Below are 23,386 nucleotides of genomic sequence, written 5' to 3'. Positions count from 1 at the left end.
TGAAGCAATGCTTCCGTATGCAGCACCCTGGGTGCAGGCGGAGTTGACCTCCCCCGCAGGCATGGAAGGGCTCTGCTCATTCGCACGTGTGAAGTTTTGAGCATGTGAACCGCCCGTGAATACTTGCTCGCCATTAAGTGATTGCCCTACGCTGCCCAGGCGCTGTCAAGGTCGTATAAGTGTGCGGCCGGAGGGCAGCGGGGGCGGGTCGAGGGTTCGGGGAGCGGTGGGTGGCCAGATTCAGGGGCGGGTCTGGTGGCGTGCTGCGACAACTCCCGGTACGCCGTGACAAGTGTGTCTATCGAGGAGCTTTCTGAGTGGCAGGTATGCCCCGCCTGAGTGTTGTCGTGCCCTTCCAGGATGTTGAGATATACCTCCAGGAATGTCTGGAATCGATAGCCAGGCAGACGTTCTCCGCGCTTGAAGTGATCATGGTCGATGACGGCTCGACCGACTCCTCGACGGCTATCGCGGCGGACTTCGCCCGTCGCGACCCCCGGTTCAAGCTTCTGCGCCAGGAGTCCATGGGACCGGGACATGCCCGCAATGTCGGCATTCGGGCCGCCCATTCGCAGGCCGAATTCCTCGCATTCGTCGACGGCGACGACGTCATACCCGAGTACACCTACGAGCTGCTCGTGCAGACCCTCGAGGCCTCCGGTTCCGATTTCGTGTCCGGCAACGTGCAGATGATGAACTCCACCAAGAGGTGGCAGTCCCCCCTGCACAAGGCGCCCATGCAGAAGAGCAGGCGCGGCACGCACATCACCAAGGTGCCGGACCTCATCTACGACCGGACGGTGTGGAACAAGCTCTTCCGGCGCTCCTTCTGGGACTACCACTACATCGCCTTCCCCGAGGGCGTGATGTACGAGGACTCCTGGGTCAACATGTTCGCCCACTTCCGGGCCGCCAAGGTCGACATCCTCACGGACATCGTCTACTTCTGGCGCCGGCGCGAGGGCGGCGCGGCTCCCTCGATCACCCAGCGGCACACCGAGTTCAGCAACCTCCAGGACCGCGTCTCCGCGGTCCGGTCGGTCAGCCGCTTCCTCGCCGGACACCGTGCGCGGTCCTACTCGGACCACAAGCGCAAGTACGACCTGGCCTGCCTGAAGTCGGACCTGATGCTGCATCTGAAGGTGCTGCCGGACGCCGACGAGGAGTACCAGGACGCCTTCATGCAGTGGGCGAACGAATTCCTGGACGAGGCCGACGCGGACATCATCCAGGAACTTCCCGCCGACGCCCGGGTCAAGTGGCTCCTGGTGCGCGAGGGACGCCTGAAAGAGCTGCTCGACGTCGTCGAGTTCGAGCGCAAGGGCGGGCCCCTGCCCGTGCAGCGCCGCTTCCACCGCTACCTCAACTACCCCTACCTCGGCGACCGTTCGATCGGCCTCGACAAGAGCGCCTACCGGCTCGACAAGGAACTCTCGCTCCACGGCTCGCTGAACCGGGCGACCTGGGACGACGACGACCACCTGACCCTGGAGGGGTCCGCGTACGTCCGCTTCATCAACGTGCACAAGCGGCACATGTCGATGAAGGCGATCGCGCTGCGCAACAAGAAGCAGGGCCGCGTCGTCGTCGCCAAGGCGAAGACCACCTATTACCCGCAAGCCACCGAGTACTCGAACCAGAGCCGCTACTGCTACGACTGGTCCGGCTTCCAGGTCAGCTTCGACACCACGCGGCTCAAGCGCAAGGGCGAGTGGGTCGAGGGCACGTGGGACGTGGCGGCCGGCGTACTGAGCCGCGGCCTGTTCCGCTACAAGGGCATAGCCCGGGGCGGCGCGGGCAGCGCGGCCAATCCGCCCTACCGCTACGTGGAGAAGAACACCCGCGTGGTGCCGCTCTTCATGCAGGGCAAGCTCAAGCTCCGTGTGGAGCGGGTGCGGTGCCGCATCACCCGGCACCGGGTCGTCGGTGACCACATCGAACTCGGCGGCGTCTACCTGGGCGACAAGCTCCCCGAGTGGGGCAAGTTCCGGGTGACCAGCATGAGCGGCGCCGGCCGGCACGACTCCTGGGTCCACTTCACGCCCGGCGGCGAGGGCTGGTTCCGCTTCGTCACCCGCATCCCGGTCAAGGCACTCGTCCCCGGACACCGCACGAGCTCCTCGGACGGGATCCCGGAGACCTGGAACACCGGCGCCAACGGCTGGAAGACCACCTTCCACGTCGAGGGACGCAAGGCCGCCATCTATCCGGTGATGGCGGAGGACGCCACCGACGGCCACTACCGGATGCCGGCCGGTCTGCAGACCGACGGCGGGGACCGCGAGGTCTTCGTGCACCGCAACGGCTCCGGCTACGTGGTCCTGTTCGAACGGGACACCCTCCCGCTGGCCAAGTCCGCCACCTGGCGCGAGGACGGCTCGCTGGAGGTCGTCGTCGGCTACGCCGCGCAGGACATGCTCGACGCGTCCGAGTACGCCACGGCGCACGTCGTCGTACGCTCCCGCGCCCACGGCGCGGAGCGCGTCGCCCCGATCACCTGGCACGGCGACGAGTTCCGCTTCGTCGTCACCCCCGCCGCGATGCGCACCCTGGCCGGCGACATCCCGCTCGCCGCCGGCCGCTGGGACTTCTTCCTGCGCCGCCAGGACCCCTCCGCGGTCACCCCGGAGAACCGCACCGGCGACCTCATGGTCAAGATGACGCAGGATCTGATCCCGACCCTGCCGCGGGAGATGGCCAGCAACGAGCGCCGCTACGAGCTCCAGTCCGAGGCCTACGACCGGCTCTCCCTGCTGGTCCACTCGGCGATGCCGGACGAGGCCCGCGGCCCCTACCGGCAGAAGCTGATGCGCACCAAGACGTATCCGGCGGCCCGCCGCAAGCCCGTCACCCAGGCCGTGCTGTTCGACGCCTTCAAGGGGACCCAGTACTCCGACAGCCCGCGCGCGCTGCACGAGGAGATGGTCCGCCGCGGCCTGGACCTCGAACACCTCTGGGTGGTGCGCGACGACCAGGTGGACGTTCCCCCCACCGCGCGGCCCGTGCGCATGTGGTCCCCCGACTGGTACGAGGCCATGGCCCGGGCGAAGTACATCGTCGCCAACAACCACCTCCCGGACTGGTTCGAGAAGCGCGAGGGCCAGGTCGTCGTACAGACCTGGCACGGCACCCCGCTCAAGCGCATCGGACACGACATCGAAGCCGTGCACTTCGCGGACAAGCGGTACCTGGAGCGCGTGGAGAAGGAGGTGCAGAACTGGGACATGCTGGTGTCCCCGAACAGCTTCAGCACCCCGATCCTCAAGCGGGCCTTCCAGTTCCCCGGCGAGATGGTCGAGAGCGGCTATCCCCGCAACGACATCCTGCGCCGCGCGGACTCCGGGCAGCGGGCGGCCGAAGTGCGCCGCCGCATCGGCCTGCCGCCGGGCAAGAAGGCCATCATGTACGCGCCGACCTGGCGCGACGACCAGTTCTACGCACCCGGGAAGTACAAGCTCGACTTCCGCATCGACCTCGACGAGGCCAAGGCGCAGCTCGGCCACGACCACGTCCTGCTCGTGCGGCGCCACCCCAACGTCGTCGACCCCGTACCGGGAGCCGGCGACGGCTTCGTCTTCGACGTGTCCGACTACCCGGACATGGCGGACCTCTCGCTCATCGCCGACGTGATGATCACGGACTACTCCTCCCTGATGTTCGACTTCGTCAACACCGGGCGGCCGATCCTCTTCTTCACCTACGACCTGGACCACTACCGCGACACCCTGCGCGGCTTCTACTTCGACTTCGAGCAGTCCGCCCCCGGCCCCCTCGTGTACACCTCCCCGGAGCTGATCGGGGCGATCCGCAACATCGACCGCATCCAGCACGGCTACGCCGCCCGCTACCGCTGGTTCCAGCAGGAGTTCTGCGACCTCGACGACGGCTACGCCTCGGCCAGGCTGACCGACCGCATCCTGATCGCCGGAGGGGACCTCGACCCCGCGCGGGCCCAGGCCCCTGCGGTCGGCGCGGCCGGCGGCCGCGCCCCCGGCCATGCGGGGGAGCCGGGGCAGGCGGGTTTCTCGAGCAGGGGCACCCTCGGCCAGGTGCCGCGCCAGCCGGTGAGAAGAATGGATTCCGAGCATGTCTAAAGCAGCCCAGAACGCGCGCGCCGTCTTCACGGGCGTGGACAGCTCCGGGGCGGTGCCGATCGAGTACCGGTTCTCCCACGCGAGGAACGGGAACCGCCATCTGCTCGTCGTCTTCGCCAACTTCACCGCCCCCGACGAGTACGGGATGTCCAACGGCGTTCTCGACAAGGTCCGTTCGAACATCCTCTGGATCCGTGACAAGTTCGACGGGGCGAACAGCTACTACCTGTGCAAGGGGATGGACTTCTCCCTCGAACAGTCCGTCGCCGGGCTCATCTCTCGCGTCCTGAACGCGCTGTCCCTCACGCCCGCGGACTGCACGACGATCGGGAGTTCGAAGGGCGGCAGTGCTGCCCTTTACTTCGGGCTGAAGTACGGCCTCAGGAACGTGGTGACCAGCGTGCCGCAGTTCCTGATCGGGTCGTACGTCAGGGCGGGCATCCCGGGCGCCGCGCGTCTGATGATGGGCGAGGTGACCGACCAGAACGTGCACTTCCTCGATTCGCTCCTGCCCGATCTGGTGCGGAGCGGGGCGAACCGCGGGGCCAACATCTATCTGACCACCTCCCCGCAGGACGATCAGTACACGCGCGAGGTGGAACCCTTCCTCGGGCTGTTCCAGGGGTACGAGAACTTCAACCTCCTCTTCAACGACTCTCCCCTCGTCGCCGACCACAGCAGCGTCGTACCGCGGAACCTCCCCACGATCATGGGTCTGCTGAACCTCCTCGTCGAAGGCATCACCCCCCGCATAGGTGCCGTGAGTTACGGCTACGAGCAGCCGAGGAGGGACACCTCCGGCATTGACGCGTATCTCGAGGAGACCTCCCAGGTGAGGGGCGATTCGTTCCCCCGACCGGTGATCTCGATGCCGTTGGCGAACGGTCAAGTGCCCGGGAACGCCGTTCGTTTCACGGGAACGGCCCCTCTCAGCGCCGTTCGTGTCAGCTTCTGGGAGAACGGAAAGTACCAGGGCGCGTCGCCCGTCGCCGCAGACGGCAGTTGGGCCTGGCAGCGTGAAAAGCCGTGGGCCGCGGGGAAGCACACCGTCCGGGTCTTCGCGGCGGACGCCAGCAACTACCAGTCCGAACGCACCGAAGTGATCTTCACGGCCGTGGCGCACGCGTCACTGCCCGGCTCCGCGGCGGCACCGGGGCAAGCCCCGGTGCCGGTGCAGACGCCGGCGCCCGCGCCGAGGCCGGCGCAGCGCCTCATGCTGACGGTGACCGCCCCGGTGGCTCACCAGCAGCTGCCCGGCCCCGCCGTCGGCTTCGCCGGCTACGCCCAGGGCGCCGTCCGTGTGGACTTCCAGGAGAGCGGAGCGGCCCTGGGAACGTGCGAGGTACGGGCCGACGGCAGCTGGGTGTGGGAGCCCGGCTGGGCCTGGAACCAAGGCGACCACTTCGTCGAGGCCATCGCGGTGGACGCCGTCGGCAACGCCTCGCCCTGGACGGCCGTCCCCTTCACCCTGATCATGAACTCCTACCCCGCGCCCGCGCAGGGGGCGTACTTCAACGCACGGTACTGATCGTCGCCGGGTCTTCGGGCGGGCGGGTCACCCGCATCACCAGCGGCCGGTGGTCGGACGCCTTGGTCTCCACCACCTTGCAGGCCGTGCGGGGGAGCTGGGTGAACAGGTAGTCGATCTTCGAGCCGTCCTTGAGGGTGGAACGCCCCGCCCGCGAGCTGCCCTTCTGGTCGCACTCGCGGTAGGTGGTGTAGGCCTCGCTCGGCCAGATCCAGGCGGACGTGTTCTTGTCACCCATCGGCGGCGGGGAGTTGAAGTCCCCGCCGAAGACCGTACCGGCGTCCGTGGAGGCGGCGGCGAACAGCGAGCTCAGCTGGTCGTCGCGGAAGTCCCAGTCCGGGTGCTCGTCGTCGCTCTCCCGCAGCGACAGGTGCGCGTTGCACACCCGCAGCCGCTGAGCCGGGATCCGCGCGCACAGGACCCCTCGGTGCAGGCCCACCGTCGGCTGCTCGGTCGGGATCGCCTCCACGTCGGTGAGCTGGGAGCCGGCCAGCAGGCCGTAGCCGGCCTGCCCCTTCCCCTGTCCGGTGCAGTCGACGGACGTACGGCGACCGTTCGCGTCCACCTCGGCATACGGTTCGAAGGCCGATTGCCACTGCGGGCCGAGGCCGCGGGCGAAGGAGGTCAGGTCCTCGGAGCACACCTCCTGCAGGAGCAGGACCTGGACGCCGGAATCACCGATCAGGTCGCGCAGTTGCCCCAGCTTCTCCTTCGGACCACCCGTCTTCTCGCAGCTCCACTGCCGTACGCCGCACATGTTCCAGGTCGCCACGGAGACGTCGTCGGCTGTCCCGGCGCCCGCACCGGCATCCATGACCGAATCCGGTGTCTGCCCCGACGTGCACGCCACCGCGGTCAACAGGCTCAGGGTCGCCGCCGTGCGGCCGAACCGGCGGCGGAGCGACCGCCGCCCGGTCTCCATGTGTCTCTGCATCCGGACATCATTGGGTATGAGCCGGTCAGACCGTGCATCGGCCCCGGTGTGAACCCCTCCGCATACCCGTGAAGCGCCCCTCGGACACCCTCTAGGGTGGGCTGGTGACGAACGCGAGTACGAGCTTGAGCGGTGACCGGGTGCTGTACGGGTGCATGGGCCTGGGCGGGAGCTGGGACCCCGACCCGTACGGGCCCGCGGACATCGATGCCGCCGAGGCGGCCGTCGCCGCCGCCCTCGACAGCGGGATCACCACCTTCGACCATGCCGACATCTACCGGCACGGCAAGGCCGAGGCCGTCTTCGGCGAGGTGCTCGCCCGCACACCCGGGCTGCGCGAGCGCATCACGCTCCAGACCAAGTGCGGGATCCGGCTGGGCGACAGGGACCGCCCGGGGATGTACGACCTGCGCGGGGAGAGCATCACCCGGCGCGTCGAGGAGAGCCTGACGCGGCTGCGGACCGATGTGATCGACGTCCTCCTGCTGCACCGCCCCGATCCGCTGGCGGACGTGGACGAGATGGCCGCCGCGCTGACCTCCCTGCACCGCCAGGGCCTCGTACGGGGCTTCGGCGTGTCCAACATGGGCGCCGCGCAGATCGCCCACCTCCAGGCCCGGCTCGACGTACCGCTGGCGGCCAACCAGCTGGAGATGAGCCTGCACAGCCGTGCCTGGGTCGAGGCCGGAGTCCTCCTCAACACACCGGAATCCGCGCAGAACGGGTTCCCGTTCGGCACGCTGGAGCACTGCCGCGACCACGGCATCCGCCTCCAGGCGTGGGGCGCGCTGGCGCAGGGCCGGTTCACCGGCCTCCAGGAGACACCCGCCGAGCGCGCCACCGCGGCCCTGCTGGCCGAGCTGGCCCGGAAGAAGGACACCACGCCCGAGTCGGTCCTGCTGTGGTGGCTGATGCGGCACCCCGCCGCCATCGCGCCGGTCATCGGCAGCGCGCGCCCCGACCGGATCCGCGCCTGCCGCGACGCGGCGCTGCGCGAACCCGAGCTCACCCACGAGGAGTGGTACGAGCTCTGGATCGCGGCCCGGGGCGTGCCGCTGGCCTAGGGGGTGTCTTGCCGGCACGGAACGGGGAGCAGGGGGTTACCCCCACCGGCGGCCGACCGGCAAGCCGGATGGGACCTCGGACGGAGGTCAACAAGGCTTGAGCCATGACGACTTACCCGCACAAGGCCCTGCTCCTCGCCCTCGCCACGGCCGCCGTGGCAGCCGGTCCGACCGCGGCCGCCGCACCGGCCGTGGCCCGCCCCGCACCCGCCGGCCCGCAGCTCGACTGGCACCGCTGCACTCATCCGGACGCGCCCGCCGCCCAGGAGTGCGCGGAGCTGCCCGTCCCGCTCGACTACGACGCCCCCGACGGCCGGCAGCTCACCATCGCCGTCTCCCGCATCCGCAGCGACCGCCCCCAGGCCCGGCGCGGCACGCTGATCGTGATACCCGGCGGCCCCGGCGGATCCGGTGTGCAGCGCCTGACGCAGAAGGCCGACGCACTGCGACGGGAGCTCGCCGGGGCCTACGACCTCGTCGCCTTCGATCCGCGCGGAGTGGGCGCCAGTACCACCGCGAGCTGCGACCTCGCCCCCGAGGACCGGTACCTGACCAGCCTGCGGTCCTGGCCCGGCCCGGACGGCGACATCACCGGGAACATCGCCCGCTCCCGGCGCATCGCGGCGGCCTGCGCCCGCAGCGGCGGCCCCGAACTGCGCAGTTTCACCACGGCCAACCAGGTCCGCGACATGGACCGCTTCCGCGTCGCGCTCGGCGAGCGCAAGCTCTCCGCCTGGGGCACCTCGTACGGGACGTACGTGGGCGCCGTGTACGCCCAGAAGTACCCCGGGCACACCGACCGCTGGGTCCTCGACAGCAGCGGCGACCCCGACCCGAAGCGGGTCGCCCGCGGCTGGCTGGCGAACATGTCGCAGGGCGCGGCGGACCGCCTCCCCGACCTCGCGGCCTGGGCGACCCACCCCGACCGGGACCGCGACGGCCTGCGACTGGCCGCGACGGCGCAGGAGGTGGAGCCGCTCCTCGTCTCGCTCGCGGCGCGGCTGGACCGCGAGCCGAGGGCGACGACGACCCCCGGAGTGCCACTGACCGGCAACGGGCTGCGCCAGGCCCTCCAGAACGCGCTCTACGCCGACGCCGCCTTCGCCCCCTTCGCCCGGCTCGTACGAACGGTGCAGGACCCGGCGGGGATCCCGGTGCTCCCCAAGGAGCTCGCCGCGCCCATCCGGAACGAGGACGCCGCGCTCATGGTCAGCGTCATCTGCAACGACGTGGCGTGGCCGGACGTGCCCACGGCCTCGTACCAGCGGGCGGTCGACGCCGACCGCGCCCGGTACCCGCTCACGGCCGGCATGCCGGTGAACGTACTGCCCTGCTCCTTCTGGCAGACCCCCACACAGAAGCCGACCCGGATCACGGGCGACGGCCCGTCCGACATCCTCATGCTCCAGAGCCGCCGGGACCCGGCCACCCCGCTCTCCGGGGGCCTGAAGATGCGCGAGGCGCTGGGCGACCGGGCCCGGATGGTGACGGTCGAGCAGGGCGGCCACGGTTTGTACCTCGGCAACGGCAACGCGTGCGGCGACCGCGCCGTCACCGAGTTCCTCACGAGCGGCCGCCGCCCGGCGCGGGACACGGACTGCCCGAACTGAGCCGGCCGCGCCGGCACCGCCACCGCCTCCCGCGCGCGGGCACCGGCGGAGGGCGCCACGATGGAGGGAGGAGCCGTACCTCGCACAGCTGTGGAGATCGCCATGGGCACGCACAAGGTGGGACCCGACACCACCGTCCTCGCGGACTGCCTGGAGGTTCCGGGCATCGGATTCCTCGCGATCAACTCCTTCGTGCTGCACGCGGAGCAGCCGGTGGTCGTCGACACCGGCCTCGGCCTGCCCGACCGGGACTTCCTCGAGACGCTCGGTTCGGTGATCGATCCCGCCGACGTGCGGTGGATCTGGCTGACCCACCCGGACCGCGACCACACGGGCGGCCTCTTCGCCCTGCTCGAGGCCGCCCCCGGGGCACGGCTGGTGACCACCTTCCTGGGCGCCGGGATCATGTCCACGGAACGGCCCCTGCCCATGGACCGGGTGTACTTCCTCAATCCGGGCCAGAGCCTGGACGTGGGGGACCGGACCCTGCACGCCTTCCGGCCCCCTCTGTACGACAACCCGGCCACCGTCGGCTTCTACGACGACCGTTCGCGGACCTGTTTCAGTTCCGACTGCTTCGGCGGCCCCATGCCCAGTGCGGACATCGCCATGAGCGCGGACGTCGGCCAGGTGCCGGCCGAGGACCTCAGGGCCGCCCAGCGGCTGTGGGCGAGCGTGGACAGCCCCTGGGTGCAGATGGTGGACCCGGACCGGTTCCTGGCCACCGTGGACCCGCTGCGTTCGATGGACCCGCAAGCCATCCTGTGCACGCACCTGCCGCCCGCCGTGGGTCTGACCACGCAGTTCATCGACACCATCGCCGCGGTCCCGGGGCTCGATCCCTTCACCGGGCCGGACCAGGCGGCGCTGGAACAGATGCTCGCGGGCTTCGAGCCCGGAGGTCCTGCGTAGCCTTGGATTCGTAGGGGTATGGACGGATACGCCCCACTGAACATCTGTTAGTGTGCCCGCGCTTGGTGTTCATCCATCAATCCGTCCTCCCCTCGACCGCCGCGCGCCCGAGGGGGCTGCGAGGTGTCTCGTACGTGCACAGCACTCCCTTCTCCCCGACCGAGGCCAGATCCGCGCGCGCCCGCATGGGCCTGACCACGGCCCAGGTGGCCCACTCCATGGCCGCCTGCGGCATCCCCGTCCACCCCCAGCTCGTCCTGGCCTGGGAGCAGGGCGTCCAGGCGCCCTCCGACCGGCAACTCTTCGCCCTGGCCGACGTCCTGTGGTGCGACGCCACCACACTGATGGGCATCGAACCGCGCACCCTCGCCGAGCACCGGCTGGCGCGCCGGCTCACTGTCGAACGGCTGGCTTACCGCATAGGCATGGACCCCGCCGAATACCGCGCCGCCGAATCGGCGGGCCGCTGGAACGGGGACACCTGGCAGACCAGGGCGCTCGTGGAGGCCCTCGGGCTGTCGCTGCGCGAACTGATCGGGATCATGGGCCGGGTGGAGGAGCTGGCCGAGCACCTGCGCGCGGCCGTCGCCGGACGGTGGAAGACCTACATCGACCCGGTGGCGGAGATCGTGGTCGTGGACGTGACGAGCGTGGGCGACGCGCTGCGCACGATGCACGCGGAGTTCGCCGCCTTCTCGGAGCGGTACATGGGGCACCTGGTCGCCCGCAACCACGACGCCAGGCTCAAGGAGATCGCGGCCGAACGCGCCGCGTACCTGCGCCGACTGGTCGATCATTTCTGGGAGTTGATCGGCGAGGCGGGCGAGGCGCCGCCGTTTCCCGCGGCAGGCCGCTGACCTGGAGCACCGACCAGGGGCCGGGCGCGCGGAGCGCCCGGCCGGTGGTCCGCTTCAGCGGGCGGGTGCGCCGGAATACGGTTCGGCCGGGCCCTCTTCGCCGATGTCGTCCCAGTCGATCTCCATCGTGCCGCGGCGCGTGAACACGTTGAAGAGCAGGTTCAGCGTGATGGCCGTCAGGGCGCCCAGCGTGATCCCGCTGTCGAGCACCGCCCGCAGGTCGTCCGGCATCCGGTCGAAGAACGGGCCTACGGTGGCCGGCAGCAGGGCGGCGCCCAGACTGACCGCCAGGATCAGGGTGTTGCGCTCCTCGCGCAGATCCGCCTTCCCCAGGATCTGGATGCCGACCGCGGCGACGATGCCGAACATGGAGATCGCCGCCCCGCCCAGCACGGAGTGCGGGATCGAGGCGACGAGACTGCCGGCCTTCGGCAGCAGCCCCAGGACGACCATGAACACCCCGGCCGCGACGACCACGTACCGGCTCATCACCTTCGACATGCGCACGAGGCCGATGTTCTCGGCGAACGCCACGTACGGGAAGGAGTTGAGGACGCCGCCGAGCACCGTAGCCGCGCCGTCGGCGCGCAGGGCCCGGGCGACCGTGTCGGCGTCGACCTCCTTGCGGGTGATCTCGCCGATCGCGTAGACGTCGCCGGTGGTCTCCACCATGGTGATCAGGACGACGACGAGCATGGCGACGATCGGCAGCAGCTCGAACCTCGGCATGCCGTAGTGGAAGGGCGTGGTGATCCCGAACCAGTCGGTCTCGCGCACCGCGGCGAAGTCTGTGTCGCCGAAGAGCCAGGCGGCCGCCGTGCCGACGACGAGCCCGAGCAGGACGGCGAGGCTGCTGAGGAACGGCTTGCCGATCCGGACCATGGTGAGGATGAAGAGCAGCGTGCCCAGGGCGTAGGCCAGGTTCTTGGGGGCGCCGTAGGCGGGGGTGCCGATGAGGTGCGCGCCTCCCGCGGCGTCCTGCAGGGCCACGGGGATCAGCGTGATGCCGATGATGGTGAGGATCGTACCGATGACGACCGGCGGGAAGTACTTCACCAGCCTGCTGAAGAGCGGGGCGAACAGGAAGGTCGCGATGCCCGCCGTGATCACCGCCCCGTAGACGACGAGCAGGCCGGCGGTACCGCCCCCCGCTCCCGTGCCTATGGCGATCATGGGGGAGACCGCGGTGAAGGTGACGCCTTGGACCAGGGGCAGCCTGGCGCCGATCTTCCAGACCCCGAGGGCCTGGACGATCGAGGCCACGCCGCAGGTCAGGAGGTCCGCGTTGATGAGGTGGACCAGCTCCTGGGGGGAGAGGCCCAGCGCGTTCCCGAGCAGGACCGGGACGATGACGGCCGCCGCGTAGAACGCGAGGACGTGCTGGAAGCCGTACAGGGCGAGCCTGGGGAGGGGGAGTCGTTCGTCGACCGGGTGCGTCTGGAGCCGGGTGGACCGACGGGGCATTCTTGACATCTCTGCCTTGCCTTCGCGAGGTAGGTGAATGAGAAGACCGCCGCCCTCCAGCCCTGGATGACAGGGCGAGGGCAGGCCGGCTCGTACCGCGCCGACGCCGGGCGGTGTTGCCGACATCGCGTCGCTCTGCACTGCATAGTCATGTCCCGGATGCAGGACATCCTTCGATCGTCATGGCGGATCCGTATTTGATCATGGAATCCGAAGGGTTCTCGACCGGAGGGCGCTCACCATAGCCAAAGGTCGTGTTTCCTCGCGAGTAACCTCCCGGCAAGGTCTCCGGCCGGGCCCCGTCACCGCCCCGCTCCCGCGCAACCCGTACGACGTCGCCCGCCTCGCGGGGGTGACGGCGGGCCCGGCCGCCCCGCACCCGGTCCGAGGGTGAACTCCGCGCCGCCGCAAGGCTCCTCACGGCCGGGGCGGCCGCCCGCGGATGCCTCCCCGCTTCCCGTCCCACCGCACTTTCCGTGCGGTCCTGGCCCCCGATTTCCATCCGTACTTGTGGGTACTGCGGCCGAATGGCGCCGGATTTGATAGTTCTGGACTGGTCCGGTGTGAGAAAGCTGCGGGAAGGACACGGCATGTTCGATCTACTGCGCCCGGAGACCGTCATGTGCCCCTTCTGCAAGGCCACCGCCGCCGACGGAGTGGTGCGGACCCTGCGGACCGGAGCGGGGTCACTGTCGGTGACCTGGCACACCCTCAACTGCCCGCACTACGCGGCCGACCGGATCCTCGCCGAGAACGAGAGCTGAGCGGAGCCGCCCCGGACCGCTCGGGGGACGGCGACATGCGGGACCGGAGCCGTGCGGCGAGGATGAGGAGGGACCGGCGACGAGGAGCGGCGCATGACCAGTCCAGCTGAGCGGCTCCGGCGCGGACGGGCCGTCCGCAAGATCACCGGCCGGTCCGCCCACGGGCGGTGGACCGCCTCCCCGGACCGGCCCGACCCCATCGGGGTACTGCAGCGGCAGGGCGCCGACCGGGTGCCCGAGCTGCTGCCGATCCGCTACGGCCGGATGGCGGCCTCGCCGCTCGCCTTCCTGCGCGGCGCAGCCTCCGTCATGGCCGCCGACCTGGCCGCCGCCCCGCAGACCGGCCTGACCGTCCAGCTGTGCGGGGACGCACACCTGCTGAACTTCGGCATGTTCGCCTCTCCGGAACGCGCCCTGCTCTTCGACCTCAACGACTTCGACGAGACCTTCCCCGGCCCCTTCGAATGGGACGTCAAACGGCTCGCCGCCAGTGTCGCGGTGGCCGCCCGCGACAACGGGCACGGCGACGACCGCGCCGCGAGAGCCGCCCTCGGCGCGGCCCGGGCCTACCGGCAGACGATCCGGGAGCTCGCCGGACACCGCGAGCTGGACGTCTGGTACCACCGGATCGACACCGCCGAGCTGCTGCCCCTCATCCGCAAGCCCGAACAGCGCGACCGGGTGGAGGCCAACCTGGCGCGCGCCCGCCGCCGCACCAGCCTGCGTGCGCTCGGCAAGCTCACCGAGGTCCAGGGCGGGCGCCGGCGGATCATCCACGACCCGCCGCTGCTGGAGCCGCTCGCCCGGGCGGACTCGCGGGAGGTCGACCAGATCTTCGCGAGGTACCGCAGCACCCTCGCCGAGGAGCGCCGCCTCCTGCTGGACCGCTTCCGGTTCGCCGACGCGGCGCGCAAGGTCGTCGGCGTCGGGAGCGTGGGGACCCGCTGCTTCATCGTGCTGCTCCTCGGACGCGATGCCGACGACCCGCTCTTCCTGCAGATCAAGGAAGCCGTGCCGTCCGTCCTGCAAGGCCACCTCCCGGACGACGGACACGATCACGAAGGGCACCGGGTCGTCGCCGGCCAGCGCCGCATGCAGGCCGCGGGCGACATCTTCCTCGGCTGGACGACCGGACCCGCCGGGCGGCACTTCTACGGACGGCAGCTGCGCGACATGAAGGGGTCGGCCGATGTGGCCGGCATGTCCCCGAACATGCTCGGCCGGTACGCCGAGCTGTGCGGCAGGGCCCTGGCCCGCGCCCACGCCCGCACCGGCGACCGCATCGCCATCGCGGGCTACCTCGGCGGCGCCGACACCTTCGACCGCGCCGTGGCCGGCTTCGCGCTGCGCTACGCGGACCGGACCCGCGCCGACCACGCACTGCTGACCGCCGCCGTCGCCGACGGGAGGATCACCGCCACCAGCGGTGTCTGAACCGGTCGTCCCGGCCTCAGACCGGCGCGCCGGCCTGCTCCGCCTCCCGGGCCGCCCGGCGGCGCAGCGCGTCCTCGTCGGTGTCGGCGTCGTAGGAGATCAGCTTCGGCAGCAGGGCGGCCAGCACCGCCACCGACGCCACACAGGCCAGCCCGCCGCCCCAGAAGGCCGAACGGGTGCCGGTCCAGCCGGCCGTCGTGCCCGCCCGGACCTGCCCGAGCTGCGGTCCCACGCTGTACGAGAGCACCTCGATGCCCGCGAGCCGGCCCCGCAGCTCCTCCGGGATCGTCTGGTTCCAGATCGTCGCCCGGCCCAGCCCGCTCATCATGTCGCCCGCACCCGCCACGGCGAGGCACAGCAGTACGAGCCAGATGCCGGAGGACGCGCCGGCCCCCGCGATCGCCAGGCCCCACACCCCCGCACCGAACACCACCAGCAGCCCGTGCCGGCGTACCCGGGACATCCAGCCGCTGGTCATGCCGAGCACCAGCGAGCCCACCGCCCCGGCCGCGTACATCAGCCCCAGCGCCCAGACCGCGTCGAGCTCGTCCGCGAGGAAGGGGTAGATGGCGTTCGGGAAGGCGAAGAACATCGCCGCCAGGTCGACGGCGTACGTCCCCAGCAGGACGGGCCGGCTCCACGCGTAGCGCGCGCCCTCGGCGATCCCGCGCAACGATGGGCGTTCGGCCCCCTTCACCGGCGGCGCCGGACTGAGCCGCAGGCACAGCAGCACCGAGGCGAGGAAACCGAGCACGGTGACGGCGTACGCCGCGGCGTGACCGGCGAAGGCGACGACCACACCGGCCAGCGCCGGACCGGCGATCGCCCCGAACTGGTAACGCAGCCCGTTGAGCGCCGCGGCGGCCGTCAGCTGCTCGTGCGGCACGATCCGCGCCATCAGCGAGTCCAGGGCCGGCCGCTGGAGCCCGCTCAGCGCCGACACCCCCGCCGCGACCACGTACAGCGGCCACAGCAGCGGATCCGGCAGCAGCGCGTTCACCAGGAGCACCAGGGCCAGCACCCCGAGCCCGGCCTCGGTCAGCAGGATCATCCGCCGCCGGTCGACGGCGTCGGCGAGGGCGCCCCCGTACAGCCCGAAGACCACCAGCGGAACGAGCTCCACCGCACCCATCGCACCGACCGCCATCGGCGAGTCCGTCAGGTGCTTGATCTGCAGCGGCAGCGCGATCATCGCCATGAAGGACCCGAAGTACGTCACCGTGCCCTGGAAGAAGAGCAGCCTGAAGTCACGGCCGGAACGGAGCGGGGCGAAATCGGGCAGTACGGCGGTCCACCGGGAAGTGCTCACGAGATGCCATCGTCCGTGGACGTCCCGGTGGGGGCAACGGATTTTCCGCGCATCGGCCCCGCACCGATCACGGACGGGCGAACCCGGAGCCCGGCGCGTGGCATCGCCGGCCCGGTGTGGCACCCATGGGTCATGCCGCCGGTGTCAGCGTTCCTGCGTACGGCAGCGTCGTACGCCTGGCGCCTGCTGGTGGTCGGCGCCGCCGTCTACGCGCTCTTCTCCGTGCTCGGCCGCTTCCACGAGATCACCGTGGCACTCTTCCTCGGGCTCGTCGTCACCGCCCTGCTGTGGTGGCCCACCCGGCGCCTCGCGCGCGTCCTGCCCCGCTCGGTCGCGGTCGCCGTCACCCTCCTCGGCAGCGCGCTGCTCCTGCTGGGCGTGCTGGCCCTGGTCGGCACGGCGGTGGCCGGGGAGAGCACCACCTTGGCCCGGGAGTTCCGCGAGGGAGTCGCCAGCATCGAGAAGTACCTGGAGCGGCCGCCCTTCCGGCTGAACCCGAACACGCTCACCGATCTCCAGTCCCGCCTCGGCGCGTACCTGTCGAGCCACCGCGCCACGCTGCTCAGCCAGGCGCTCAGCGGAGCCGGGCGCCTGGTGCAGGTCCTGACCGTGCTCGCCCTCGCGGCCTTCTCCTCCTTCTTCTTCCTGCACGGCGGTGAGCGGCAGTGGTCCTGGTTCTGCGCGCAGCTGCCCCCGTCGGTGCGCGCCCGCGTGGGCATCGCCGGCGGCGCCGCCTGGCGCACGTTCACCGGCTACACCCGCGGGATCGTCCTCGTCGCGGCGACGAACGCGGTCCTGGTCGGGGTGGCGCTGTACTTCCTCGGGGTCCCGCTGGCCGTGCCGCTGGCCCTGCTGGAGTTCTTCGCCGCGTTCATCCCCCTCGTCGGATCGCCGGTCGCGCTGGCGGTCGCCGCGGTGGTCGCGCTGGCCGCGAAGGGGCCGTTCGTCGCGGGCCTGGTGGTCGCGCTGATCGTGGTCATCGGCCAGATCGAGGGCCATCTGCTGCATCCGCTGGTGATGAGCCGCGCGGTGAGTCTGCACCCGCTGGTGGTGGCGATCTCGGTGGTCGCGGGAGCCATCGCCGCCGGGGTGGTCGGCGCGGTGGTCGCGGTACCGCTGGTCTCGGTGACCTGGTCGGTGCACACGGCGCTGCGCGACGCCCGCCTCATGGCCACCGGCCCGGCGGGCGCAGATCCGACGGCGGGCGGTCCGACGCGCGACGACGGCCGCGAGGGGCCGGGCGACGGCTGACAGGGGCCGGGCGGCGGACACCCGCCCTCGCTTCCTGCACAATCACCTGATGAGCGATGTAGACCCCTACCTGTGGCTGGAAGACGTATCCGGCGACGCCGCCCTCGCCTGGGTGCGGGAGCGCAATGCCGAGACCGTCGACGAGCTGACCGGTTCCCCCGGGTTCAAGGTCCTCGAGCAGGAGATGCGCGAGGTCCTGGACGACGACGGCCGGATCCCCTACACCGTCCGCCGGGGCGGCCACCTCTACAACTTCTGGCAGGACGCCGACCACGTACGCGGCCTGTGGCGGCGGACCACGCTGGAGGAGTACCGGACGGACCGGCCGGCCTGGGAGGTGCTCCTGGACCTCGACGCGCTCGCCGAGGCCGAGGACGAGAAATGGGCCTGGGCGGGCAGCCGGGTCCTGGCCCCCGAGCACCGGCACGCCCTCGTCCTGCTGTCCCGGGACGGCGCGGACGCGTGCGTGGCGCGCGAGTTCGACCTGGAGACCCTGGAATTCGTCGAGGACGGGTTCACCGTCGCCGAGGCCAAGACCCGGATCGGGTGGATCGACCACGACCGGGTCTGGATCGGCACGGACTTCGGCGCCGGCTCGATGTCCGGGTCCGGTTATCCGCTCCAGGTACGCCGCTGGCGGCGCGGCACGCCCCTCGCGGAGGCCGAGCTGGTCTATGAGGGCCGGCCGACGGACCTGTCCGCCTCCGGATGGCACGACGACACCCCCGGCTTCGAACGGGATTTCGTCCACCGGCAGATCGACTTCTGGAACCAGGAGCTCTTCCTGCTCCCGGACGACGCCGCCGGCCCGCCGCAGAAGATCGACGTCCCGGACGACGCGGGCGCCTCCGTCCACCGCCGGTGGCTGACCGTCACCACCAAGTCGCCGTGGCTCGGCCATGGCGCCGGCAGCCTGCTCGCCTTCGACCTCGACGCCTTCCTGGCGGGGGAGCGCGAGGCCGAGGTGCTGTTCACCCCCGACGAGCGCACCGCGCTCGCCGGGTACAGCTGGACCCGCAACCACCTCATCCTCAGCACCCGCGCCGACGTCTCCTCCCGGATGGAGCTCCTCACCCCGGGCGACGGCGGCTGGCACCGCGCACCGCTGCCGGGCCTGCCGCCGCTGTCCACCGCCTCGGTCACCGACACGGACCCGGACGTCGGCGACGAGTACTTCCACCAGGTCTCCGGCTTCCTCCAGCCCTCCACCCTCTACCGGGGCACGGCCGGCGACGACAGCGGGAGCGAGAGCCTCAAGCAGAGCCCGGCGCTCTTCGACACCGCCGGCCTCGCCGTACGCCAGTACTTCGCGACCTCCGCGGACGGCACGAGGGTGCCGTACTTCGTCGTCGGACCCGAGGACCGCCCGGGTCCTGGCCCGACCCTGCTCTACGGGTACGGCGGCTTCGAGATCTCCATGGTCCCGCAGTACAGCGCGGTCACCGGCCGGGCCTGGCTCGCGCGCGGCGGCACGTACGTCGTCGCGGGCATCCGCGGCGGGCACGAATACGGGCCGGCCTGGCACAAGGCGGCCCTCGGCGCGAACCGGGTCCGGGCTTACGAGGACTTCGCCGCGGTCGCCCGGGACCTCACCGCCCGGGACATCACCACCCCCGCCCAGCTGGGCATCGAGGGCGGCAGCAACGGCGGGCTGCTCATGGGCGCCATGCTGACCCGCGACCCGGAACTGTTCGGCGCGGTCGTCGCGCACGTGCCGCTGCTGGACATGCTGCGCTTCCACAAGCTGCTGGCCGGGGCCAGCTGGATCGCTGAGTACGGGGATCCCGACAGCCCGGCCGACCGGCCCCACCTGGAGCGGATCTCCCCGTACCACCGGATCCGGGCGGACGGCCCCGCGTACCCGCCGCTGCTCCTGCTCACCTCGACCCGCGACGACCGGGTACACCCCGGCCATGCCCGCAAGATGGCCGCGCGGCTGCGCGAATACGGGCATCCCGTCCTCTTCCACGAGCACCTCGGGGGCGGCCACGCGGGCGCCACCGACCACCGGCAGACGGCCTTCAACGAGGCACTCGTCCACACCTTCCTGTGGGAGCGGCTGACCCCGCAGAAGTGATCGGATACCGGGTGACAGGTGAACGGCAGGCATCCGTACGGGGGATTTGAGGGGCCAGACGCTGCCGAGGGCCGGGTTGTGCTCCACGATCGGCGGATGCAACCCCGGCCAGGGAGGACCCCATGAGTACCCCGTACGCGTCCGCCGCCCCGTACTACGCCCGCTACCGGCCGCCGTACCCGGCGGAGCTCTACGCGCTCCTCGCGGACCGGTTCGCGCTCGACGGCTCCCAGACCGTACTGGACCTCGGCGCCGGACCGGGCACGCTCAGCCTGCCGCTGGCTCCGCTGGCCGAGCACGTCTACGCCGTCGACCCGGAGCCGGCCATGCTCGCCGAAGGGTGCCGACTCGCCGAGGAGCAGGGCCGCAGGAACATCTCCTGGCTGCGCGGCGACGCAGCCGCCATCGGCAGGCTGTGCCTGCCCCGGATCGATCTGTGCGTCATCGGCGGGGCGTTCCACCGGATGGACCGGGTGCGGGTCCCGGCCGACCTGGACGCCGTGCTCGCACCGCGCGGCGGGATCGCCGTCGTCACCTCCGTGGCGGCGGCCTGGCCGTCCGTCGTGGACGAGGTGCGCACGCGCTTCCTCGGACCCGGCGGCGGGGCGGCGGACGGCACGGAGGTGACGACGAGGCCGGCGGACGAACCGGCGGACATGGAGGAACTGCGGGACGTGGCGGAACTGCGGGACGTGGAGGACCATCTCGCGAAGTCGGTGTTCTCCCGCGTCGAGACCACCACGTGGGAGCGGTCCACGCGCTGCACGGTGGACCAGGTGATCGGCCTGCAGTTCTCCCGGGCCTGCTCCAGTCCGGCCCTGTTCGGCGACCGCAAGGACGCCTTCGAGTCCGAGCTGCGCCACGCCCTGCTGGACCGCTGCCCCGACGGCACCTGCACCCGGACCGTCACCGTCGCGGCCACCATCGCGACCAGGCCCCGGCGGTGAGCTGACCGCGGGCCCCGCTCACCGGTCCGGCCGGGCCGCGGGCGAGCGGTGCCCGAACCGGTCGGCCGCGCGCCGGCCGCGGCTCTCCAGGGGCAGCACCCCGGTGGCCGCGGCCAGCCCGAAGGGCGGCATGTCGAAGTAGATCGACTCGTACGAGCCCTCGGGCACGATGTAGGACTCGTGCCAGAGCCCCACGTGGCGGCGCAACTGCCCCGCCCGATCCTTGCGGTTGATGATCGACCAGGCCTTGTGGTGGAGCATGTCGGGAGCCGCCGCGTACGCGTAGAGCTTCTCCTTGGACTCCCAGTACTGGACCACGTAGTACGTGCGGGGCGAGGCGGTGAGCAGGACGTGGCCGAGCAGCCCCCGGACGGGATCCTTGGCGAGCTCCCGCAGCATGCGCGGCATGGCCGTGATCACCGGGACCCAGTGGTGCACGGCCCAGAAGTGGTTGATGCGCATTCCGATGAGCAGGACGACGACGTCCCCCTCGGCTGCTGCGGTGGTACGGCCCGGTAAGGGTTTCGCGAACATGCCGGCCTCCCGATCGCCGTGTTGGATAGCACTGCTGTCCAACCGTCACATGATTGGATAGTGACACTCGCCAAGGGAAGGTTCAAGAGATTGCGGCTCGCGGAACTGAGTGAGCGGAGCGGCGTGTCCATCGCCACGATCAAGTACTACCTGCGCGAAGGGCTGTTGCCGCCGGGCCGCCGCGTCAGCGCGACGACCGCCGACTACGACGAGGGCCATCTGCGCAGACTGCGGCTGGTGCGCGCGATGATCCAGGTCGGCCGGGTGCCGGTGGCAAGGGTCCGCAAGGTGCTCGGGCACGTCGACGACGAATCCCTGGGCCGGACGATGCGCCTGGGCGCGGCCCTGTGGGCCCTGCCCCACGAGGCCGAACCGGCCGACGGCACAGGCGGTGGCGGCGGCGAGGGCAGCGGCGAGGACGAGGCCACGGCCGCCGCGCGCGCCGAGGTCGACCAGCTGCTGCGGGCGCTGGGCTGGTCCACCGCACGGGAGTTGGGGGAGCTCTCCCCGGTCCACCGTTCGCTCGTGGCGGCGGTGGCCACGCTGACCCGGCTCGGCTATCCCTGGGACGCCGAGCTCATGGCCCCGTACGCGCAGCTGATGCACCAAGTGGCCGTGCGGGACCTGGACTTCGTGGAGACCTTCCCCTCGGAGGCGGAGAAGGTCGAGACCGCCTTGGCGGCGACCATCCTGTTCCAGCCGGTGCTGAAGGCGCTGCACCGGCTGGCCCAGGAGGAGGAGTCGGCCCGGCGGTACGGCCTGGAGTGAGCGAGCCGCCGCCGCAACGGCGGGTCAGGGGGCCGGGGTTCCGAAGGCCCGGTAGTTCTCCCGGGCCCCGAGCGGCGTCACTCCGGCGCGTCGGCGAGGGCGGCGAGCAGCTCCCGCTCGCGGGCGGTGCTCAGACCGGCCCGGCGGGGGCGCTCCAGGCCCTCGGCGCGCTCCCACCGCAGGAGGTCCTCCAGCATCTCCGCGCGCGGGCGGTCGCGCAGCCCGGCGGCGTGCGCCGCGGCTCCGCTGCGGGCGCAGAAGCCGGCCCACTTCGGATCCGGCATCCACATGGCCATCGACTCCGGGCCCATGAACGGCCCGACGCCCTGGTCGAAGAGCCACTGCGGGTCCGCCTCCGCCACCGGCCCGGTGTACCCGGCCGCGCGTGCCGACAGGTCGATCCAGTCGCCGAAGGGGACGACGGGACCGACGGCGTCGTAGGTCCCGGTGGTCCCCTCCTGGGCCAGGTCCAGCAGCCAGCCCGCCAGATCGCGCACGTCGACCGCCTGGGTCGGCACCTCGGGGGACCGGGGGAGGAGCACGGGCTGGTCCACGTCGCGGGCGAAGCGCGCCGCCCAGTAACCCGACCGTCCGCTCGCGTCACCCGGGCCGCCGATCAGGCCGGCCCGGGCGATGACGAGCCGGTCTCCCACCGCGGCGCGCGAAGCCTCCTCGCAGGCCACCTTGGCCTCCCCGTACTCCTCCCGCTCCACGTGGTCGCCCCCGGCGGGCGGCAGCAGCGCGGCCGACTCGTCGGCGCCGACCGTGCCGTGGTCGGCGTAGGCGCTGATGGAGGAGACGTAGGTCCAGTGCCGTGCCCGCCCCGCGAGGGCCGCGAGCGCGCCGCGGACGAAGGCCGGCTGCCAGGACACCTCGATCACGGCGTCCCAGTCGCGGTCGAGGAGTTCCGCGTAGGCGGACTCCTGGTTCCGGTCCGCCACCACGAGCCGCGCACCGGGCGCGACGGCGCCGCTCTCGCCGCGCGCCAGGCAGGTCACCGCGTGACCCCGCTCCAGCGCCTGCCGCGTGATCTCACGTCCCAGCCATGCGGTCCCGCCCAGTACAAGAAGATCCATCAGGCCACCTCAGCACATCGCGGGCCCGGACGCGACGCAGGTTCGCGCTCGGCGAAGGCGCGCGGGTGTGTACGCGCACGGTTTCGGCCATGGCCTTCCGGGCGCCGTTGACCACACCGAAACCGGGGTGCTCCGTCCTGCCCGCAGCCTCGATCACGCGGGGTTCGCCCACTCTTCCCGCAGCATCCCGAAGAGCACGCGGTCGTAGCGCTTCCCGTCGACCAGCACGGCCGACCGGCGGCGGCCTTCCTCCCGGAAGCCCAGCCTGGTGAAGGCGCGCACGGCGCGCTCGTTGCCGCTCCAGGTGTCCAGTTCCAGGCGGCTCAGGCCGTACGCGCCGAACAGGTGGCCGACGAGCAGCCGCAGCGCGTCGCTGCCGTGGCCGCAACCCCAGAACTCCCGTTCGCCGATGGTGATACCCAGCGTGGCCACTCCGGCGTACGGGTCCAGGTCCCGGTAGTCGGCCATGCCTGTCACCCTTCCGGATGCCAGGTCCTCGACCGTGAACACGGCCGACTCCCTCGGGCTCAGGCGCAGCATCGTCTCGAAGCCGAGCCCGACAGCCTCCGCCGTGACCGGGCCGAAACACGGATCACCGGCCGCGGCCCAGTGCACCACCTCCGGGTCGTTGCGCCACCGAAGATGATGCTCGGCGTCTTCGGAGCGCAGCGCACGCAGCCGTACCAATTTTCCTTCGAACATCCCGTATGCCTCATCGAATTGCCGATCGTTCACGTCTGGCCGTCCCCGCACAGGTCCGAGG

At 71.3% G+C, this 23,386-nt stretch carries 18 protein-coding genes; 12 read left to right on the top strand and 6 right to left on the bottom strand.

What is annotated here, in order from left to right; all coding sequences use genetic code 11:
• The first annotated feature begins 326 nt into the window (after window positions 1-326).
• Together ACZ573_RS14295 and ACZ573_RS14290 are read left to right on the top strand one after the other, a co-directional pair.
• Window positions 327-4,094 carry a bifunctional glycosyltransferase/CDP-glycerol:glycerophosphate glycerophosphotransferase gene (locus tag ACZ573_RS14295; protein WP_471304072.1) on the top strand — a complete coding sequence of 1,256 codons (3,768 nt, stop codon included), beginning with the start codon at window positions 327-329 and terminating at the stop codon, window positions 4,092-4,094.
• Window positions 4,087-5,622 carry a hypothetical protein gene (locus tag ACZ573_RS14290; RefSeq protein ID WP_471303432.1) on the top strand — a complete coding sequence of 512 codons (1,536 nt, stop codon included), beginning with the start codon at window positions 4,087-4,089 and terminating at the stop codon, window positions 5,620-5,622. Before ACZ573_RS14295 ends, ACZ573_RS14290 begins: the two co-directional genes overlap by 8 nt.
• Here the strand turns inward: ACZ573_RS14290 and ACZ573_RS14285 are convergent.
• On the bottom strand, window positions 5,606-6,556 hold the full coding sequence (locus ACZ573_RS14285) for an endonuclease/exonuclease/phosphatase family protein (protein ID WP_471303430.1): 951 nt from the start codon (window positions 6,554-6,556) through the stop codon (window positions 5,606-5,608). The genes ACZ573_RS14290 and ACZ573_RS14285 overlap by 17 nt on opposite strands.
• A gap of 104 nt (window positions 6,557-6,660) precedes the next feature.
• Here ACZ573_RS14285 and ACZ573_RS14280 point away from each other — a divergent pair, with 104 nt between their 5' ends.
• The 4 genes from ACZ573_RS14280 to ACZ573_RS14265 all read left to right on the top strand — a co-directional run bounded on the left by ACZ573_RS14280 (window position 6,661) and on the right by ACZ573_RS14265 (window position 10,999).
• On the top strand, window positions 6,661-7,620 hold the full coding sequence (locus ACZ573_RS14280; protein ID WP_471303427.1) for an aldo/keto reductase: 960 nt from the start codon (window positions 6,661-6,663) through the stop codon (window positions 7,618-7,620).
• Window positions 7,621-7,724: 104 nt separating this feature from the next.
• Window positions 7,725-9,230 carry an alpha/beta hydrolase gene (locus tag ACZ573_RS14275; protein ID WP_471303425.1) on the top strand — a complete coding sequence of 502 codons (1,506 nt, stop codon included), beginning with the start codon at window positions 7,725-7,727 and terminating at the stop codon, window positions 9,228-9,230.
• Window positions 9,231-9,332: 102 nt separating this feature from the next.
• Window positions 9,333-10,142 (top strand): MBL fold metallo-hydrolase, encoded by an 810-nt coding sequence (locus ACZ573_RS14270; protein WP_471303422.1) that lies wholly within the window; start codon window positions 9,333-9,335, stop codon window positions 10,140-10,142.
• Window positions 10,143-10,276: 134 nt separating this feature from the next.
• Window positions 10,277-10,999 (top strand): helix-turn-helix domain-containing protein, encoded by a 723-nt coding sequence (locus ACZ573_RS14265; protein ID WP_471303421.1) that lies wholly within the window; start codon window positions 10,277-10,279, stop codon window positions 10,997-10,999.
• A 54-nt stretch (window positions 11,000-11,053) separates the two neighbouring features.
• Here ACZ573_RS14265 and ACZ573_RS14260 read toward each other — a convergent pair whose 3' ends face one another.
• The gene (locus tag ACZ573_RS14260) at window positions 11,054-12,463 is read right to left on the bottom strand and encodes a nucleobase:cation symporter-2 family protein (protein WP_471303419.1); all 1,410 of its coding nucleotides are present in this window, start codon (window positions 12,461-12,463) and stop codon (window positions 11,054-11,056) included.
• 590 nt (window positions 12,464-13,053) lie between these two features.
• Here ACZ573_RS14260 and ACZ573_RS14255 point away from each other — a divergent pair.
• Entirely contained in the window at window positions 13,054-13,227 is a 174-nt protein-coding gene (locus ACZ573_RS14255) for a hypothetical protein (protein WP_301373390.1), read from the top strand.
• Window positions 13,228-13,320: 93 nt separating this feature from the next.
• Window positions 13,321-14,661 (top strand): DUF2252 domain-containing protein, encoded by a 1,341-nt coding sequence (locus ACZ573_RS14250; protein WP_471303416.1) that lies wholly within the window; start codon window positions 13,321-13,323, stop codon window positions 14,659-14,661.
• A 16-nt stretch (window positions 14,662-14,677) separates the two neighbouring features.
• Here ACZ573_RS14250 and ACZ573_RS14245 read toward each other — a convergent pair whose 3' ends face one another.
• A complete protein-coding gene (locus ACZ573_RS14245; protein WP_471303414.1) occupies window positions 14,678-15,970 on the bottom strand; it encodes an MFS transporter in 1,293 nt (430 codons plus the stop codon).
• A 132-nt stretch (window positions 15,971-16,102) separates the two neighbouring features.
• Here ACZ573_RS14245 and ACZ573_RS14240 point away from each other — a divergent pair, with 132 nt between their 5' ends.
• From ACZ573_RS14240 to ACZ573_RS14230, 3 genes are all read left to right on the top strand, one after another.
• Complete coding sequence (locus tag ACZ573_RS14240; protein ID WP_471303411.1) at window positions 16,103-17,221, top strand: AI-2E family transporter; 1,119 nt, start codon at window positions 16,103-16,105, stop codon at window positions 17,219-17,221.
• 49 nt (window positions 17,222-17,270) lie between these two features.
• Window positions 17,271-19,298 carry a prolyl oligopeptidase family serine peptidase gene (locus ACZ573_RS14235; protein ID WP_471303409.1) on the top strand — a complete coding sequence of 676 codons (2,028 nt, stop codon included), beginning with the start codon at window positions 17,271-17,273 and terminating at the stop codon, window positions 19,296-19,298.
• A gap of 122 nt (window positions 19,299-19,420) precedes the next feature.
• A complete protein-coding gene (locus ACZ573_RS14230) occupies window positions 19,421-20,245 on the top strand; it encodes a class I SAM-dependent methyltransferase (RefSeq protein ID WP_471303407.1) in 825 nt (274 codons plus the stop codon).
• Between the two features lie 18 nt (window positions 20,246-20,263).
• Here the strand turns inward: ACZ573_RS14230 and ACZ573_RS14225 are convergent, their stop codons facing one another.
• Complete coding sequence (locus tag ACZ573_RS14225; RefSeq protein WP_471303405.1) at window positions 20,264-20,779, bottom strand: DUF4188 domain-containing protein; 516 nt, start codon at window positions 20,777-20,779, stop codon at window positions 20,264-20,266.
• 90 nt (window positions 20,780-20,869) lie between these two features.
• On the opposite strand from ACZ573_RS14225, the gene ACZ573_RS14220 reads away from it, so the two are divergent.
• On the top strand, window positions 20,870-21,547 hold the full coding sequence (locus ACZ573_RS14220; protein WP_471304070.1) for a MerR family transcriptional regulator: 678 nt from the start codon (window positions 20,870-20,872) through the stop codon (window positions 21,545-21,547).
• A gap of 77 nt (window positions 21,548-21,624) precedes the next feature.
• Here ACZ573_RS14220 and ACZ573_RS14215 read toward each other — a convergent pair whose 3' ends face one another.
• Complete coding sequence (locus ACZ573_RS14215; RefSeq protein ID WP_471303403.1) at window positions 21,625-22,623, bottom strand: NAD-dependent epimerase/dehydratase family protein; 999 nt, start codon at window positions 22,621-22,623, stop codon at window positions 21,625-21,627.
• Window positions 22,624-22,776: 153 nt separating this feature from the next.
• On the bottom strand, window positions 22,777-23,358 hold the full coding sequence (locus ACZ573_RS14210) for a GNAT family N-acetyltransferase (RefSeq protein ID WP_471303399.1): 582 nt from the start codon (window positions 23,356-23,358) through the stop codon (window positions 22,777-22,779).
• Window positions 23,359-23,386: the final 28 nt, after the last annotated feature.

The organism is Streptomyces sp. NPDC040545 (assembly GCF_055595065.1).
The sequence above is the reverse complement of the archived record's forward strand: the minus strand, read 5'-3'. Positions and strand labels throughout refer to the sequence as shown.

Coding starts and splice junctions, on each gene's coding strand:
- ACZ573_RS14295 (WP_471304072.1), top strand. CDS start 327: ATGCCCCGCCTGAGTGTTGTCGTGCCCTTCCAGGATGTTGAGATATAC.
- ACZ573_RS14290 (WP_471303432.1), top strand. CDS start 4,087: ATGTCTAAAGCAGCCCAGAACGCGCGCGCCGTCTTCACGGGCGTGGAC.
- ACZ573_RS14285 (WP_471303430.1), bottom strand. CDS start 6,556: ATGCAGAGACACATGGAGACCGGGCGGCGGTCGCTCCGCCGCCGGTTC.
- ACZ573_RS14275 (WP_471303425.1), top strand. CDS start 7,725: ATGACGACTTACCCGCACAAGGCCCTGCTCCTCGCCCTCGCCACGGCC.
- ACZ573_RS14270 (WP_471303422.1), top strand. CDS start 9,333: ATGGGCACGCACAAGGTGGGACCCGACACCACCGTCCTCGCGGACTGC.
- ACZ573_RS14260 (WP_471303419.1), bottom strand. CDS start 12,463: ATGCCCCGTCGGTCCACCCGGCTCCAGACGCACCCGGTCGACGAACGA.
- ACZ573_RS14255 (WP_301373390.1), top strand. CDS start 13,054: ATGTTCGATCTACTGCGCCCGGAGACCGTCATGTGCCCCTTCTGCAAG.
- ACZ573_RS14250 (WP_471303416.1), top strand. CDS start 13,321: ATGACCAGTCCAGCTGAGCGGCTCCGGCGCGGACGGGCCGTCCGCAAG.
- ACZ573_RS14240 (WP_471303411.1), top strand. CDS start 16,103: ATGCCGCCGGTGTCAGCGTTCCTGCGTACGGCAGCGTCGTACGCCTGG.
- ACZ573_RS14235 (WP_471303409.1), top strand. CDS start 17,271: ATGAGCGATGTAGACCCCTACCTGTGGCTGGAAGACGTATCCGGCGAC.
- ACZ573_RS14230 (WP_471303407.1), top strand. CDS start 19,421: ATGAGTACCCCGTACGCGTCCGCCGCCCCGTACTACGCCCGCTACCGG.
- ACZ573_RS14225 (WP_471303405.1), bottom strand. CDS start 20,779: ATGTTCGCGAAACCCTTACCGGGCCGTACCACCGCAGCAGCCGAGGGG.
- ACZ573_RS14215 (WP_471303403.1), bottom strand. CDS start 22,623: ATGGATCTTCTTGTACTGGGCGGGACCGCATGGCTGGGACGTGAGATC.